Origin of the sequence: Deinococcus soli (ex Cha et al. 2016) (assembly GCF_001007995.1) — a bacterium.
Taxonomy (GTDB): Bacteria; Deinococcota; Deinococci; order Deinococcales; family Deinococcaceae; genus Deinococcus; species Deinococcus soli.
Window position 1 is genome coordinate 1,949,794 of the sequence record NZ_CP011389.1, and the last position, 16,156, is coordinate 1,965,949.

Annotated in this window: 11 protein-coding genes and 1 tRNA gene; 6 read left to right on the forward strand and 6 right to left on the reverse strand. The window is 68.6% G+C overall.

Annotated elements, in window-relative coordinates:
• Window positions 1–46: 46 nt before the first annotated feature.
• On the reverse strand, window positions 47–1,771 hold the full coding sequence (locus tag SY84_RS09705) for a hypothetical protein (RefSeq protein ID WP_157882949.1): 1,725 nt from the start codon (window positions 1,769–1,771) through the stop codon (window positions 47–49).
• A gap of 226 nt (window positions 1,772–1,997) precedes the next feature.
• On the reverse strand, window positions 1,998–3,671 hold the full coding sequence (locus SY84_RS09710) for a ribonuclease J (RefSeq protein ID WP_046843842.1): 1,674 nt from the start codon (window positions 3,669–3,671) through the stop codon (window positions 1,998–2,000).
• Between the two features lie 260 nt (window positions 3,672–3,931).
• Here SY84_RS09710 and SY84_RS09715 point away from each other — a divergent pair, with 260 nt between their 5' ends.
• Genes SY84_RS09715 through SY84_RS09725 form a run of 3 tightly spaced genes read left to right on the forward strand, consistent with a single transcriptional unit; the run spans window position 3,932 to window position 7,316 of the window.
• Window positions 3,932–4,597: a response regulator transcription factor gene (locus SY84_RS09715; protein ID WP_081424562.1), complete on the forward strand. Its 666-nt coding sequence runs from the start codon at window positions 3,932–3,934 to the stop codon at window positions 4,595–4,597.
• A gap of 2 nt (window positions 4,598–4,599) precedes the next feature.
• Complete coding sequence (locus SY84_RS09720) at window positions 4,600–6,870, forward strand: PAS domain-containing sensor histidine kinase (protein WP_245621311.1); 2,271 nt, start codon at window positions 4,600–4,602, stop codon at window positions 6,868–6,870.
• Window positions 6,867–7,316, forward strand: a complete 450-nt coding sequence (locus SY84_RS09725; RefSeq protein WP_046843844.1) for a response regulator — start codon at window positions 6,867–6,869, stop codon at window positions 7,314–7,316. Before SY84_RS09720 ends, SY84_RS09725 begins: the two co-directional genes overlap by 4 nt.
• Before the next feature lie 349 nt (window positions 7,317–7,665).
• Here SY84_RS09725 and SY84_RS09730 read toward each other — a convergent pair whose 3' ends face one another.
• The gene (locus SY84_RS09730) at window positions 7,666–8,676 is read right to left on the reverse strand and encodes a serine hydrolase domain-containing protein (protein ID WP_046843845.1); all 1,011 of its coding nucleotides are present in this window, start codon (window positions 8,674–8,676) and stop codon (window positions 7,666–7,668) included.
• Between the two features lie 132 nt (window positions 8,677–8,808).
• On the opposite strand from SY84_RS09730, the gene SY84_RS09735 reads away from it, so the two are divergent.
• From SY84_RS09735 to speA, 3 genes are all read left to right on the forward strand, one after another.
• Window positions 8,809–9,870 (forward strand): sensor domain-containing diguanylate cyclase, encoded by a 1,062-nt coding sequence (locus tag SY84_RS09735; protein ID WP_157882950.1) that lies wholly within the window; start codon window positions 8,809–8,811, stop codon window positions 9,868–9,870.
• A gap of 13 nt (window positions 9,871–9,883) precedes the next feature.
• Window positions 9,884–9,959, forward strand: a tRNA-Asp gene (locus SY84_RS09740).
• 236 nt (window positions 9,960–10,195) lie between these two features.
• Entirely contained in the window at window positions 10,196–12,103 is a 1,908-nt protein-coding gene (speA, locus tag SY84_RS09745; protein ID WP_046843846.1) for a biosynthetic arginine decarboxylase, read from the forward strand.
• A gap of 46 nt (window positions 12,104–12,149) precedes the next feature.
• On the opposite strand, the gene SY84_RS09750 is transcribed toward speA, so the two are convergent.
• From SY84_RS09750 to carB, 3 genes are all read right to left on the reverse strand, one after another.
• On the reverse strand, window positions 12,150–12,437 hold the full coding sequence (locus SY84_RS09750) for a hypothetical protein (protein WP_046843847.1): 288 nt from the start codon (window positions 12,435–12,437) through the stop codon (window positions 12,150–12,152).
• 171 nt (window positions 12,438–12,608) lie between these two features.
• Window positions 12,609–13,022, reverse strand: coding sequence for a hypothetical protein (locus tag SY84_RS09755; protein WP_046843848.1), 414 nt, complete (start codon window positions 13,020–13,022; stop codon window positions 12,609–12,611).
• Between the two features lies 1 nt (window position 13,023).
• Window positions 13,024–16,095, reverse strand: a complete 3,072-nt coding sequence (carB, locus tag SY84_RS09760; RefSeq protein WP_046843849.1) for a carbamoyl-phosphate synthase large subunit — start codon at window positions 16,093–16,095, stop codon at window positions 13,024–13,026.
• Window positions 16,096–16,156 lie beyond the last annotated feature (61 nt).

Consider the following 16,156-nt stretch of genomic DNA (forward strand, 5'->3'; position numbering starts at 1 on the left):
CGAACGTAGGCGAACCCTGACTTCACCTCACCGTGCGCCGACCCACCTATTTGAGGGCGTCCGCCACCAGCTTCGCGGCCCGCAACCGGCGCTCATTGTCCGACAGACCCTCGGTGTTGGCCAGCTCCGTGAACTTCTGGGACAGGTCCTCGGGCAGATTCACATACTTGACTACCTTTTCGCCCACCTGGTAGGCATGACTGAGCTGCACGATCACGCGCCGCGTGCCCACGCTGTAGTGGCCTGGCGCGAACACGTCTGGGGTCACCACCCGCCCGAACGCCAGCGCATCTTTCAGTATGGCCAGCCCCTTCCCGGGATCGACCTTCTCGTGATTCGCCAGGGCCTGCGTGACCCCCACGGCATTCCTGGTACCCTCAACCAACCGTTTCGATGCCTCCAGGACCTCCTTGGCCCTGCCCTTGGGAGCGAGCCCCCCGCCGAATTCCAGCAGGCTCACGACCGCGTCCGCCGCGGCCTCCGTGTTGTCCTCGCCCCGGTTGTACTGATCGGCAGCCTTCAGACTGGCCGACCCGGCCGACAGCAGCACAGTCGCTATACCCATCGGTGTGGAGATCGGTGGAATCATGGCCAGCAACTTCGTGATTTCGGCCAGCTGATCGATGTTCTCTGCCGCCAGAGCAAGTTCGGACGCTCCCTTCTGAAGTGTGCCCGACAGGTTCGCGTGCCCCTCAACCTCAAACCGCAGCGTTCCGAACCCGTGTGGGCACTTCTCGGCGTACTCCTGCATGGCCGTCATGAACGACCCGTACACGTCGTCCGGTTTCTCGAACGGGCGGCCGTTGTACGCGCGGACGCGGTTGGCATCCTCCGGGGTGTTCATGGGCGGCAGTTCTACGATCCGGATGAACCTCTCGGTGCCGCGGATCATGGTCGCCATGAACAGGCGCAGGTGCACATCCTTGCCGTCATTCTGGCTGAGGGCGGCGTGGATCCGGGTCACGCTCCGGTCACTGTCAGCCAGGCTGCTGCCCATGTCGGCTGGGTTGCCCATCTTCGGGAAAATATTGGGCAAATTGACAGCGTCGCGTAACGCGGCCGACTTGGCACCTACGGCTGATTTATCGGGGCTGATGGAGGCTGCGTTGTCAGCGTTCTGCTCTGGTAAGAGCTGTAATTCCTCTTCCAGCGAGCCCAGCGGCAGCTCTTCCTTGTGGCGATCAAGGAGGGCGCGGGTGTAGTCCTCTGCGCTGGACACCGTGAACTGATACTCATCACGTGCCACCACCGTTTCATGCGCGGCACCGACCGGCATGCTGTCCTGCGCAGCCTGCTCGGCGCTGCCCTGCACCTGGGTGCGCACCGTCCCGTCCGGCCCGCGTTCGTCGAAGCGGTACCAGGGGCCGCCCACGTACGGGTTTGATGAATGCGCCTCATTCGTTCCTGGCTGGTGTGCGTCTCTCTGGCCACTGGCCTCGGGTGGTGGGAAGCGCAGACGCGGGGTACCCAGCCGATGTGGGCGCGTGCCGACAGCCAGCGCGTCAGCATGAGGCTTGGATGGGTGCGGACTGTCGGTCTGCACCAACGTGCATTCCATGACGTATTGACCGGGTGCCAGGCCGGCGTCCACCTGATACTTATGGCCGGTTCCGCTCTTCACAGTCTCGAACGAGGCCCCTTTGTCTCGTTTCAGTGTCCAGTGACAATCGGTCCTGCGTTCCTTGGAGAGTTCACCCGTCCACACCGCTGCCTCGAACTGCGCTTTCTGGTGTGTGCCCAGGCTGTGCCCGTGCCCGGGGAGGATCGTCACGCGCCAGTGCGGCTGCGCCGACCTCTCCAGTGCGGGGGCCTGCCTCGCCTTGGCCCGTGCGCCTGCGTCCCGCAGCTGCCGCCCGACTTCCAGTGGAGGGCGGCTGGCCGGTGCAGCTGGTGTCGGCACAGCTGGCGTGGGCGTCCGATTGCGCGGCGCCTTGCGTTCCCGGGATGTGAACATGACCCGCATCGTACAGGGTGCGGGTCGTGAAGTGACGGGCAGGTCAGTCGACGATCAGGGGGATCAGGACGGGGTTGCGGCCGGTGACCTTGCGCACGAAGCGGCGGACGGCGCCGTACATGTCGTCGCGGACGTCCTCGAGGCGTTTCTTTTCGCGCAGGCCCTGTTCGATGGCGTCCAGGGCGACCTTGCGGATCTGCGCGTCGAGTTCGCGGTTGGCGCGCACGAAGCCGCGCGAGACGATCTCGACGTGGGGGGTGGGGTGCAGGACGGCGGTCATGATCAGGATGCCTTCCTGGCTCATGTTCACGCGGTCGAGCAGCACGTCGTCGCCGATGTCGCCGACGCCCAGGCCGTCCACGTACACGGCCCCGGCGGGCACGGTGCCCGTGACCTTGAAGTCGTCCTGGCTGACGCGGATGACGTCACCGTTGCGGGCGATCAGGGTGCGCTTGGGCGGGCGGGGCAGGGTCTGCGCGAGGCGGGCGTGGTTGATCTGGTGGCGGGGTTCGCCGTGCCAGGGCAGGAAGTACTTGGGCCGCGCGAGGTTCAGGATGGTCGCGAGTTCCTCCTGGCTGCCGTGCCCGGAGGCGTGTACGCGGTAGTTCGGGGGGTAGTAGACGTCCACGCCGATCTCGTACAGGCGGTTGATGACGAGGTTCACGGCTTCCTCGTTGCCGGGGATGGGGTTGCTGCTCAGGATGACGCTGTCGCCGCGGCGCAGCGCGATCTTGGCGTGGTTCCCGAACGCCAAGCGGGACAGGACGCTCATGGGCTGGCCCTGGCTGCCCGTGCAGACGTACAGCACCTGCTGGTCCTGCAACCCGCCGACCTCGTCGCTGGCCAGGAACGGTTCGGGCAGTTCCATGTAGCCCAGGGTCTGGGCGACCTGCGCGTACTTGATCATGCTGCGCCCTTCCATGACCACGCGGCGGCGCTGGCGGTGGGCGATGTTGATGACGTTCTGCACGCGGTGCACGTTCGACGCGAAGGTCGTGAGGAACACGCGGCCCTTCAGGCCCGCGATGAGGGTCTCGAGGTTACGGGCGACCTCGGCCTCGCTGACGGTGCGGCCCTGACGTTCGGCGTTCGTGGAGTCACTGAGGAGCAGCGTGACGCCGTCCTTCCCGGCCTGCTCGATGCGGGCGAGGTCGCTGGTCTTGCCGTCGCTGGGTTCCTCGTCGAGCTTGAAGTCCCCGGTGTGCATGACGACGCCGGCGGGGGTGGTGAGCAGGTACCCGGCGTTGTCGGGGATGGAGTGGGTCATGCGGAAGAACTCGACCTGGAAGTGCGTGCCGATCTTCACCTTGTCGCTGAGGTCCACCTCGCGCAGGTCCACCTCGCCGTCCTTGATGCCGAACTCGGAGAGTTTCTCGCGCACGAGGCCCAGGGTCAGGCCCGCGCCGTACACCGGCACGCGCGGCAGCCGGGGCAGGATGTACGGCAGCCCGCCGATGTGGTCCTCGTGCCCGTGGGTGAGGATCCAGCCCTTGATCAGCCCGGCGTTCTGCTGCAGGTAGTCGATGCGGGGGATGATCAGGTCGATGCCCATCTGGTGGCTCTCGGGGAACGCGAGCCCGGCGTCGACGACCATGATCTCGTCTTCGTAACGGTAGGCGGTGATGTTCTTGCCGATCTCGCCCATCCCACCGAGCGGGATGACTTCGAGGTGTGGGGCCGCGCCCTCGGGGCGGGGGGCCTTGCTGGGGTTGCTCATGGGGACTCCGGTGGCCTGCCTGCGGGGCAGGGTGTGAGAGAAGGCGGGGCCAGTGAATGCGGCCTGAGTGAGTGGATTGTGTCGCCCGTCGTGAACCGCCGCGGGGGCGGTCCGGGGGGGCGAAGTGCGTTCAACGTACCACACCGCATGAGGGCGGCAGGGGTGACCAAGTGACGACCGGGTCATTTCCGGAAGTGCAAGGGGGCTAGATCAAGAAAACATCATGAAGGCCACCGCGCGCGCGGCGGTATCATGGTCCGGTGACCCCGCAACGCATTCTCATCATCGAGGACGACCTGGACATCGCCAACGTCCTGCGCATGGACCTGACCGACGCCGGCTTCGAGGTCGACCACGCCGACTCTGCCATGAACGGCCTGATCAAGGCCCGCGAGGAGCAGCCCACCCTGATCCTCCTGGACCTGGGCCTGCCGGACTTCGACGGCGGGGACGTCGTGCAGCGCCTGCGCAAGAACAGCAGCGTGCCGATCATCGTCCTCACCGCCCGCGACACCGTGGACGAGAAGGTGCGCCTGCTGGGCCTGGGCGCTGACGACTACCTGATCAAGCCCTTCCACCCGGACGAACTGCTCGCCCGCGTGAAGGTGCAGCTGCGCCAGCGCACCACCGAGAGCCTCACCATGGGCGACCTGACCCTGGACCCGCAAAAGCGCCTCGTGACCTTCAAGGGTGACGAGCTGCGCCTCTCGCCCAAGGAGTTCGACATCCTGGCCCTGCTGATCCGCCAGCCGGGGCGCGTGTACTCCCGCCACGAGATCGGGCAGGACATCTGGCAGGGTCGCCTGCCCGAGGGCAGCAACGTCGTGGACGTCCACATGGCCAACCTGCGCGCCAAGCTGCGTGACCTCGACGGCTACGGCCTGCTCCGCACGGTGCGTGGCGTCGGTTACGCCCTGCGCGGCTGACCGTGACCCTTCCCGACGCGGGCAGCGCCGCGTTCCAGACCCTGGACGCCGCCGCGCTGCTCGCCGCGCTGCCGGACCCGGTCGCGCACCTCACGGCTGGCGGGCAGGTCACACTGAACCGCGCCGCGCAGGCCCGCATGGCGCAGACCGGCAGCGGCGACTGGACGGCGCTGTTCCAGCCCGGCAGCGTCCCCACCATCCAGGACGCCGTGCAGGCCGCGCTGCGCGGCGAGACCCGGCAGGTGACCGTGCAGGTCGTGGACACCGTCGCGCCGGGCCTGCTGACCGTCGCCTCCGCTTCTGGCGGCGCGCTGCTGCACCTCCATGTGGCCCGTGACCCGCTGGAGGTCGCGCTGGAACTCATGGACGGCCTGGGCCTGGGTATGACCGTGCAGGCCCCGGACACCCGCATCCTGCTGGTCAACGACGCTGCCACGCGCATCCTGGGGCTGACCCGCGAGCAGCTGACCGGCCGCGACTCCATGGACCCGGAGTGGCGCGCCATCCACCCGGACGGCACCGACTTCCCCGGCGAGACGCACCCCAGCATGCAGGCGCTGCGTACCCTTCAGGTGCAGCGCGAGGTGCCCATGGGCGTGTACCACCCGCAGGAGCAGGACTGGCGCTGGTTGCAGGTCACCGCCATTCCCCGCCGCGCGCCCGGCGCCACGCAGGCCAAACAGGTCACGACCGTCTTTGCGGACATCACCGAGAAGCAGGCCATGCAGACCGAGATGCGCCGCCGTGAACGCCGCTACCGCTCACTGGTCCGCGCCACCAGCCAGATCGTCTGGGACGCCTTCCCCGACGGGGACTTCCAGCCGCCACAGGCCGACTGGGAGGCCTTCACCGGGCAGAGCCCCGCGCAGTACCGCGGCGTGGGCTGGCTGGACGCCCTTCACCCCGACGACCGCGCCCACACCATCGCGGATTGGCAGCGGGCCGTGCGCGACGGGGACCTGTACAGCACCGAGCACCGCCTGCGACGCGCCGACGGGCAGTACGTGCCCATGCAGGTCCGCGCGGTACCCGTCACGGACGAACGCGGGCAGCTGGTCGAATGGGTCGGCACGCACAGCGACCTGAGCGCCATCCGCGAGGCCGAGCAGGCCCTCAGGGCCCTGAACGCCGAACTGGAAGGCCGCGTGCAGCAGCGCACCGAGGACCTCGCGCGTGTCACACGCTTCAGCACCCTGCTCCTCACCGCCGCCGGGGAGGGCATCTTCGGCCTGGACGCGCGCGGCATCACCACCTTCGCCAACCCGGCCGCAGCGCGCATGCTGGGCTACAGCATCGAGCGCATGATCGGGCAGCCGCAGCACGATCTGGTCCACCACCACCACGAGGACGGCGCCCCGTACCCGCTGGCCGACTGCCCCATCCACCAGACCCTGCTGGACGGCCAGACGCGCCGCGTGGAACGCGACGTCATGTGGCACGCCCAGGGCCACGCCGTGCCCGTCGCGTACGTCGTCACCCCCACCCACGACGAGCAGGGGCAGACCAGTGGCGCAGTCGTCATGGTGCAGGACATCACCGAACGCATCCGCGCGCAGGGGCAGCTGCAGGACCTCATCGAGGACCTTGAGCGCAGCAACCAGGACCTCGAACAGTTCGCGTACGTCGCCAGCCACGACCTGCAAGAACCCCTGCGCACGATCGGCAGTTACACCGAACTCCTCGCGCGGCGCTACCAGGGGCAACTCGACCCGCGCGCCGACCAGTACCTGCACTTCATGCAGGACGCCGTGGACCGCATGCGCAGCCTGATCCAGGACCTGCTGGGGTTTGCCCGCCTGAGCCGCGCGGACCTGACCCTGACCCCCACCCCGCTCGGTGACCTGATGCGTAGTGTGCAGCAGAACGTGCAGGGCACCCTGGACGCCGACGGCAGCTCACTGACCTGGGACACCCCGGACCAGGTCATGGGCCAGGCGTCACTGCTCACGCAACTCCTGACGAACCTCGTCAGCAACGGCCTGAAATTCCACCGGCCCGGCGAGACGGCGCACGTGCAGGTCACGTCCCGCCGCGAGGGCGACATGATCCACGTGCAGGTACGCGACAACGGCATCGGGATCCCACCCGAATACCACGCGCGGATCTTCGAGATCTTCCAGCGCCTGCACCGCCGCGAAACGTACGCAGGCAACGGCATGGGCCTCGCCATCTGCCGTAAGATCACCGAACATCACGGCGGCCGCATCTGGCTCGACTCCAGCCCTGATCAGGGCAGCACCTTCCACCTGACCCTCCCGGCGGTACCCTCATGACCCACGACACCGCCACCGACCGCATCGAGATCCTGCTCGTCGAGGACAACGAACCCGACGTGCTGCTGACCCTGGAGGCCTTCGAGGACGCCCGCGTGCCCAACCGCATGCACGTCGCCCGCGACGGCGTCGAGGCGCTGCGCTTCCTGCGCCGCGAGGGTGAATACGCCGCCGCGCCGCGCCCCGACGTGATCCTGATGGACATCAACATGCCCCGCAAGACCGGCCTGGAAGTCCTTGCGGAGGTCAAGGCCGACCCGGCGCTGCGCAGCATCCCGGTCGTGATGCTGACCACCAGCCAGGCCGAGGACGACGTGCGCGCCTCCTACGAGCGGCACGCCAGCGGCTACGTGGTCAAACCCGTGGGCTTCGAGAACTTCCTGGGCGCCATGCGCGCCTTCGAGTCGTTCTGGCTGACCTTCGTGCGCTTCCCGCCCCGCGCCTGAACCGCTCCCCGCACGCGCCCCCTCCAGCCCCACGGGGCGCGGGGGGCGTTGACGTGACGCCCGTGGGCGCCGCACTCTCCTGGCCTGCCGCCGCTCGGCGAGTCCCGCAGGGGGAGAGGGAGCAGCGGAACGCGATCACGCTGGAGGCGAGTCACCTTACTCCCGTATCACAGCAGAATTCAGGAGGATTGACGGTACCTTCAATCCTCCTGAACGAGCAGAGCGAGCACCTGACAACACCGGCGGTTGGAAGTGAAATTGAAGGGCGTGGTGTTGGCCCCATGGTGGAACTGGAAACCGCTGTCAGAGGTCTCGAGGGTGTCCCACTCCCTTTGAATTCTGTCTGCGGTCAGGGTTCCAGCAGCGCGCGCAGCAGGGCCGGGACGGCCGCGCGCGGCCCTAGCAGGGGCACCCCGCCGCGTGCCAGGACGACCACCACCGCGCCCCGGTCCAGGTGCACGCCCAGGCCCGTGCGGGTGCCGCGCGCCACGCCGTCATGCCAGCGCACCCCGCCCGGCAGCGCCTCCCGCGCGAACCAGCCGGGCGCGACGCCCTCCACGCCCGGCGGGAGGCCCGGCACGCGCCGAGCGTCCCGCCACGCGCCCCCCAACTGCCCGGCCAGGTGCGCCGCGCCGAAGTTCAGGAGGTCGTCGGCCGCGCCGAACAGGCCCCCGGCGCCCACCAGCGGCCCGAAGCCCGTCACCTGCCCTCCGGTCAGCAGGCCCGCGCCGGGCCGGACCACGTCCGCCGGGGCGAGGGCCGTGACGCGCAGCCCCAGCGGGCCGGTCACATCGCGCCGCAGTGCCCGCGCGTAGCCGTCCGCGCTGAAGGCCTCGCCGGCCGCGCGCGCCGCCGCCAGGCCCAGCAGGCCCACGCCGAGATTCGAGTACTGGAACCGCGCGCCGGGCCGCGCCCAGCGGCGCACGCTCTGCACCACCGCGCCGGGGCTCATGGGGCCGTACGGGTCGTGGAAGTGCGTGAACGTCGTCACGCCCACCCGCGCCGGGTGCAGCGGCACGCCCGCCGTGTGCGTCGCTAGGGTCCACGCGGTCACGTGGCGCGGCACGCCCCGCAGCGGCCCGCCCAGCGCCGCGAGGGGCGCGTGCCAGTCCAGTGCCCCCCGGTCCACCAGCAGCCCGGCCAGCGCCGCCGTGAACGGCTTGCTGACGCTGGCCAGTTCGAACACCCCGCCGGGCGCGACCCCACCCACGCCCCGCACCACCCGCGCGTCCCCGCGCGCCGCGCCCACCACGCCCCCCTGCGCGAGCGCGGCGCGCAGCGGCGCCCGGTAGGCCGACAGGTCCCGGCCCAGCACGCCGCCCAGGTCACGCAGGGCCTCCCGCCACGGGTCACGGAACATGGCCCGCAGCGTATCCTGACCGGTTCGGCGCCGCCCTTCATGTTCGCCGCGCGCGCGCCTGTCAGAGTGGCGCCACACCCGGCCCCCTACGCTGCGGGCAGCCGGACCTCGCCCGGCCGCACCGGAGACCGCATGCCGCACCGCACCCACATCCAGGACCCTGCGCCCCTGCATGATCAGGTGGGCCGCCTGTACTTCCGGGTGGTGCTGCCCGCCGCGATGGTCGCCCTGACCCTCAGCAGCGCCGGGCAGGACAATCCGTTGCTGCCCCTGCTGACGCTCCTGGCCGCGCTGGGGGCGGCGCTGCACCTGCTGCTGCCCGCGCGGCTGCGGGACGCGGTGCGGTACGGGTTCGCGGTCATGGCCATCGCGTTCGTGCTGGGCGTGACCGCGCTCGGGCACCTGCTGGGCCTGCGCGGCACGCCGGCGCAGCTGTCCGTGGCGCTGCTGTTCACGCCCGCCACCCTGATGGCCTGGACGCTGCTGTTCGCCGACCGCCCCCGCACCGCACTTGTTCTGAACGTCACCCTGACGCTGAGCATGACGCTGCTGGTGTGGCGCTGGCAGGCGCAGGGCCTGCAGGCAGGACCGCTGCTGAACCTGCCGCTGCTCGTGGCGGTGATCGGCGCGGCGGTCGTGTACTACGCGCTGACGTTCGCGCACATGAACGCCCGGTACCACGCGGGCGAGCAGGAACGCATGCGCGACCCGCTGACGGGCCTGCTGAACCGCCGCGCGCTGAACGAACGGCCGGGCGCGCAGGGGACGCTGCACGTGGCCGTGCTGGACATCGACCACTTCAAGCGCGTGAACGACACGCACGGGCACCTCGCGGGGGACCGGGTGCTGCGCGCCGTGGCGGACGTCATTCAGGACGCGCTGGCCGGGCACGGTGAGGCGTACCGCTGGGGCGGCGAGGAATTCGTGCTGCTGCTGCCCGCCGGGAGTGACGCCCCGGCAGTGCTGGAGGGCGTGCGGCGCGAGATCGCCGCGCGGCAGTTCACGGGCGGGCAGCGCGTGACGCTCAGCGCCGGACTGACCCGCCTGGGTGACGGGGAGGACCTCGGGCGGGCCTTCGAGCGGGCCGACGCAGCCCTGCGCGCCGCGAAGGACGCCGGGCGGGACCGGGTGGTGCTCGCCGCGCCGGGAGGGCCGGGCACCGCGCCGCTTGACAAGCGCGCGCTGGGCCGGTAACCTTCTCTCCGCTGGTCCGGTAGTGTAGCGGTTAGCATATCTGCCTGTCACGCAGAAGGTCGCGGGTTCAAATCCCGTCCGGACCGCCAGCACAGGAAGCGCCTCGGTGAATGCCGGAGGCGCTTCTTTCCTTATGATCCGTGCCCGTCGGCGGCGGTCAGCGCGTGACCCTGGAACATGAAGGCCGCAAAGAGGGCGGGGGATACACGCGGGCGCGCCGGTTTGCCGTATCATGCGCCCGGTTTCGCACGGCGTCCGCGAGCTGCGCTCTGCTCCGAACCCCGCGCACGGCGAGCCTATCCCCACCGGAGGAGGACGCCCCTCAATGACGACCCCAGCAAGTTTTTCCACCACCGACGCTGCCGAACTGTACCAGGTGCCCAACTGGAGTGGCGGGTGGTTCCGCGTGTCCGACAAGGGCCAGGTGGAGGTCACCCCCACCCCCGGCCTGCACGCGCCCCTGCGCGCCATCGTGGACGAGATCGTCGACCGGGGCGAGAGCCTGCCCGTCATCCTGCGCTTCCCGCAGGTGATCACCGGCCGCGTGAAGCACCTGAACGAGGCGTTCGGGAAGGCCATTGCCGAGTACGGCTACACCGGCCACTACCAGGGCGTGTTCCCCATCAAGGTCAACCAGCGCCGCGTGGTCGTCGAGAGCATCGCCGCCGCCGGGTACGACTACGCGCACGGCCTGGAGGCCGGCAGCAAGGCCGAACTCGCGCTGTGCCTCGCGCAGCGCATGCACCCCGACGCGCTGCTGTGCTGCAACGGCTTCAAGGACGACGGGTTCATCAAGCTGGCCCTGTGGGGCCGCACGCTCGGCAAGAACGTCGTCATCACCATCGAGAAGTACAGCGAACTCGACCGCATCCTGAAGCAGGCCAAGGCGCTCGGCGTGCGCCCCGCGATCGGCGTGCGCTTCAAGCTGCACGCGCGCGGCAGCGGCCAGTGGGAGGAATCCGGCGGGGATCAGGCGAAGTTCGGCCTGAACGCCTACGAACTCCTGCGCGTCGTCGAACGCCTGAAAGAAGAGGACATGCTCGACAGTCTGGTCATGCTGCACACCCACATCGGGTCGCAGATCACCGACATCCGCCGCGTGAAGGTTGCCGTGCGCGAGGCCACGCAGACATACGCGGGCCTGATCGCCGCCGGGGCGCAGCTGAAGTACCTGAACGTCGGCGGCGGCCTCGGCGTGGACTACGACGGGTCGAAGACCACCTTCTACGCCAGCATGAACTACACCGTGCAGGAGTACGCGGCCGACGTCGTGTACACCGTGCAGGAAACCTGCAAGGCCCGCGAGGTGCCCGAACCCGTGATCGTCAGCGAATCCGGCCGGGCCCTGACCGCGCACCACGCCGTGCTGATCCTCCCGGTCGTGGACGTCACCGGTCCCACCCGCGACCTCGAGGACCTCGCCCCCGCCGACGAGAACAGCCACCAGATCATCAAGGACATGGAAGACATCCTGGCGAACATCACCGCCCGGAACTACCGCGAGTCCTACAACGACGCCGTCGGCGACAAGCAGACCCTCCACAACCTCTTCGACCTCGGCTACGTCACCCTGCAAGACCGCGCCCGTGGCGAGGCGCTGTTCAACGCCATCCTGCGCAAGGTCGCCAAACTCATCCAGAACGAGAAATACGTCCCGGACGAGCTGGAAGACCTCCAGAAGGTTCTGGCGGACAAGTACATCTGCAACTTCAGCCTGTTCCAGAGCCTCCCGGACAACTGGGCCATCCAGGCGCTGTTCCCGATCGTGCCGCTGGACCGCCTGAACGAGAAACCCACCCGGCAGGCCACCCTGGTCGACATCACCTGCGACAGCGACGGCAAGATCGAGAAATTCATCGACCTGCGCGACGTCAAGGCCACGCTGCCGCTGCACGAACCCGGCGACAAACCCTACTACCTGGGCGTGTTCCTGATGGGCGCCTACCAGGACGTGCTCGGCAGCGCCCACAACCTCTTCGGGAAGGTCAGCGAGGCGCACGTCACCCTGCGCCCCGGCGGCCGCTTCCACATTGACCTGTTCGTGCGCGGCCAGAAGGCCCGCCGCATGATCGAAAGCATGGGCTACGAGGAACCCATGCTGCGCGACAGCATCGAGGATCAGGCCGACGCCGCCATCAAGAACGGCATCCTGACCAACGAACAGGAACACGAACTCCTCGAAGACTACGGCGAGGAACTCCTGGGGTACACGTACCTCGAATACGAGAACTGAGCAGGGAACCAGCGGCGGCCAGGAATCGCCTCCTGGCCGCCGCTCTTTACCGCAGCAGGCGCTGCGCCCGCCAGAGCAGCCACGCGGCCGTCACGCCCCCCAGCGCGCCCAGCACCATGGGCCGCAACGGGTCCTGTTCCCCCCGCTGCGCCGCATGCACCGGTACCGGGTGCCCCAGGTACCACCCACGCGCCGGGCGCCCCCGCACCTCGAACCCGGCCGCCAGCCCCGACAGCTGCCCGCGCAGCACGTCCCCGGCCATCGGATGCCCGTGCCCGGTCGCAGCCAGCGCCGGGCTCAGCGCCTCCAGGCCACGCACCGACGCGGCCCCCACCGAACCTTAGGCCGAACCAACAGCCACCGCAGAAAAAACGAAAGGCGCGGAGTGGACAGAGCGGGCACCGCCTGCCCCCGGTGGAGTGGGGGAGACGGGTGAACCGTCCAGTGGCCCAGTCCGCCCCCCTTCACCACCCCGCGCCCCAGCAGAAGCGCGGACATGTTGAGTTCAGAGACCCATCCACACCACAAGTCGCGCCGCTCGCTCGTTTGCCTCGTGGGCCTGTGCGAAGGCGTGCCATGCGCGGATGAAGTCCGTTTCCGCGTACTCGTCGTAGGCGTGCGGGGGGATGCGTTCGCGTTCATCGGCAGTCAGCCACAGCGCGGCGTTCAGCAGCAGCGGGAGTTCCTGCGGGGTGATGAATGTCGCCCCGCAGACCTCTCGTGGGTAGGCGGTCACCTGTGCGTCGTATCGGTCGCGCAGGACTTCGGAGACGTCGGGGGGCAGGCCCCGGTCTGCGAGGCCTGCCCCATGGAGTGCCTGCCGGAAGTGGCGGACTGATCCGATCTCGAAGGTGGCGACGGGCCACCAGTGGCCGCCGACCTCCCTGATTTCGCAGTGGAGGTCGGCGGTGAGGCTCATGTCAGGCGTTCACCCATTCCTGAAGGCTCTTGACGTTCAGCGCGTCGTTTTTGGCGGCGGCGATGGCTTTGGCGGTCCATTCGGCGGCTTCTTTGGTGCTGACGATGGGCACGCCGCGTTCCAGCGCGGTGCGCAGGTACTCGCTGCCGGTCACGTCGATCAGCAGGTTCGGCAGCTGGTCGGTCTGTTCGCGGGTGACGGTCAGACCTGCCGCCTGCAACTGAGCGGCGATGTCGTCCAGGCCGTCGCCGAGCAGCAGGGCGGTGCCGCTGGTGGGGAGGTTGTTTTTCGCGCCGATCTGCGCGCGGTAGAACGCGCGGTACGGGTCGGTGTCGATGCCCATGCTTTCGCCGGTACTTTTCATTTCGGGGCCGAGGGTGGGAATGACGCCCTTGAATTTCAGGAACGGCAGGTGCACTTCCTTGACGCTGTACATGGGGGGGGTGGGGGTGTCGGTGAGGCCGATCTGCGCGAGGGTGTGGCCGACGGCGATGCGGGCGGCGCTCTTGGCGAGGGGGTGGTTCACGGCCTTGCTGACGAAGGGGACGGTGCGGCTGGCGCGTGGGTTCGCTTCGAGGATGTACGCGGTGCCGTCCTTGATGGCCCACTGGACGTTCATGAGGCCCCTGACGCCCAGTTCCAGCGCGAGGCGTTCCGTGTCGGCTTTGACGCGCGCCAGGATGGCGGGGTCGAGGGTGACGGGCGGGAGGATGCACGCGCTGTCCCCTGAGTGCACCCCGGCGGCTTCGACGTGTTCCATGATGCCCGCGACGACGGCGGTCTGCCCGTCGCAGAGGGTGTCCACGTCGAGTTCCAGCGCGCCTTCGAGGAACTGGTCGAGGAGGATGCTGGGTTGCCCTTCGACGGCGGCGTACACCTCGGATAGGTACGTGGTGAGTTCGTCCATGGAGCGGACGGTGCGCATGGCGCGGCCCCCGAGGACGTAGGAGGGGCGGGCCATGAGCGGGAAGCCGAGTTCCGTGGCGAGCGCGGCGGCCTGATCCGGGGTTTCGGCGACCTTGCCCTTGGGTTGGGGGAGGCCGAGGCGTTCGCACAGGGCGTTGAAGCTGGCGCGGTCCTCGGCTTCGTGGATGGTTTCGGGGCTGGTGCCGATGATGGGTGCGCCGGCGTCCGCGAGTCGCCTGGCGAGCTTCAGGGGCGTCTGTCCGCCGAGTTGCACGATCACGCCGACGGGTTTCTCGTGCTCGACGATGTTCATGACGTCCTCGAACGTCAGCGGTTCGAAGTACAGGCGGTCGGCGGTGTCGTAGTCGGTGCTGACCGTTTCGGGGTTGCTGTTGACCATGATGGTCTCGTACCCGGCTTCCTGGAGGGCCCAGACGGCGTGGACGGTGGCGTAGTCGAATTCGACGCCCTGCCCGATGCGGTTGGGGCCCGATCCCAGGATGACGACCTTGGGTTTGTCGGTGCTCGTGACCTCGTCCTCCCACTCGTAGGTGGAGTAGTGGTAGGGGGTGAAGGCCTCGAATTCGGCGGCGCAGGTGTCCACGGTCTTGTAGACGGGCGTGGCTTTCGCTTCCTTGCGCAGCGCGCGGACGTCCAGTTCGCTCAGGCCGACGATCTCGCCGATGCGGGCGTCGCTGAAGCCCAGGCGTTTGACCTCGCGCCAGATCTCGTACTTCCACTCCTCGATGGGACCCAGCTGCGTGATCTCGGTCTCGGCGTCGATGATCTCCCTGAGCTGGCTGAGGAACCACGGGTCGATCTTCGTCGCGTCGAACAGCGCCGCCGTGGTCTCGCCGCGGCGCAGGAGTTCCAGCACGGCTTCGAGGCGGCGGGGGTTGCCGTACAGCAGCCCACGCAGGTCGTCGTCGCTCATGGCGGCGAAGGCGCCGCGTACGTCGGACTCGATGCTGCGCATGGCCTTCTGGAGGCTCTCTTTGAAGGTGCGGCCGATGGCCATGACCTCGCCCACGCTGCGCATCTGGGTGCCCAGTGCGTCGGGCGTGCCGGGGAACTTCTCGAACGCGAAGCGGGGGATCTTCGTGACGACGTAGTCGATGCTGGGTTCAAAGCTGGCGGGCGTGGACAGGGTGATGTCGTTCTTCAGTTCGTCAAGGTGGTACCCGACCGCGAGCAGCGCGGCGATCTTGGCAATCGGGAAGCCGGTCGCCTTGCTGGCCAGCGCGGAGGAGCGGCTGACGCGGGGGTTCATCTCGATGACGATCACGCGGCCGTCCTTGGGGTTCACGGCGAACTGGATGTTGCTGCCGCCGGTGTCCACGCCGATCTCGCGGATGATCGCCAGGGACTGGTCGCGCAGCCGCTGGTACTCCACGTCACTGAGGGTCTGCGCGGGTGCCACCGTGATGCTGTCACCGGTGTGGACGCCCATCGGGTCGAAGTTCTCGATGGAGGTGATGATCACGACCGTGTCGGCGTGGTCGCGCATGACCTCCAGCTCGTATTCCTTCCAGCCCAGGATGCTTTCCTCCAGCAGCACGCTGGTGACGGGACTGTCGCGCAGGCCGCCTTCTGTGATCGCCAGGAATTCCTCGTAGGTGTGCGCGATCCCGCCGCCCGTGCCGCCCAGCGTGAACGAGGGCCGGATCACGATGGGCAGGCCGATCTGCTTCTGGTACTCGACGGCTTCCTCCATCGAGTGCACCATCTGCCCGCGCGCGGTTTCCACGCCGATCTTCTTCATGGCCGCCTGGAATTCCTCGCGGTCCTCGCCCTTGCGGATCGCGGCGGCGTTCGCGCCGATCAGTTCCACACCGAACTGCTCAAGCGTCCCGTCGGCGTTCAGGTCCATGGCGAGGTTCAGCGCCGTCTGGCCGCCCAGGGTGGGCAGCAGCGCGTCCGGGCGTTCCTTCTCGATCACGCGGCGCACGAACTCGGGCGTCAGGGGTTCCAGGTACGTGGCGTCCGCCAGGTCCGGGTCGGTCATGATCGTCGCGGGGTTGCTGTTCACCAGCACCACCCGGTAGCCTTCCTTCTTCAGGGCCTTGAGGGCCTGCGTGCCGGAATAGTCGAACTCGGCTGCCTGCCCGATCTGGATGGGGCCGCTGCCGAGAATCAGGATGGTCTGGAGGTCAGTACGCTTAGGCATTCCAGAGAATGAGCCTAACACGCCGCGCCCCCCGAAAGGTAAGCCGTATGCAAACTTATGC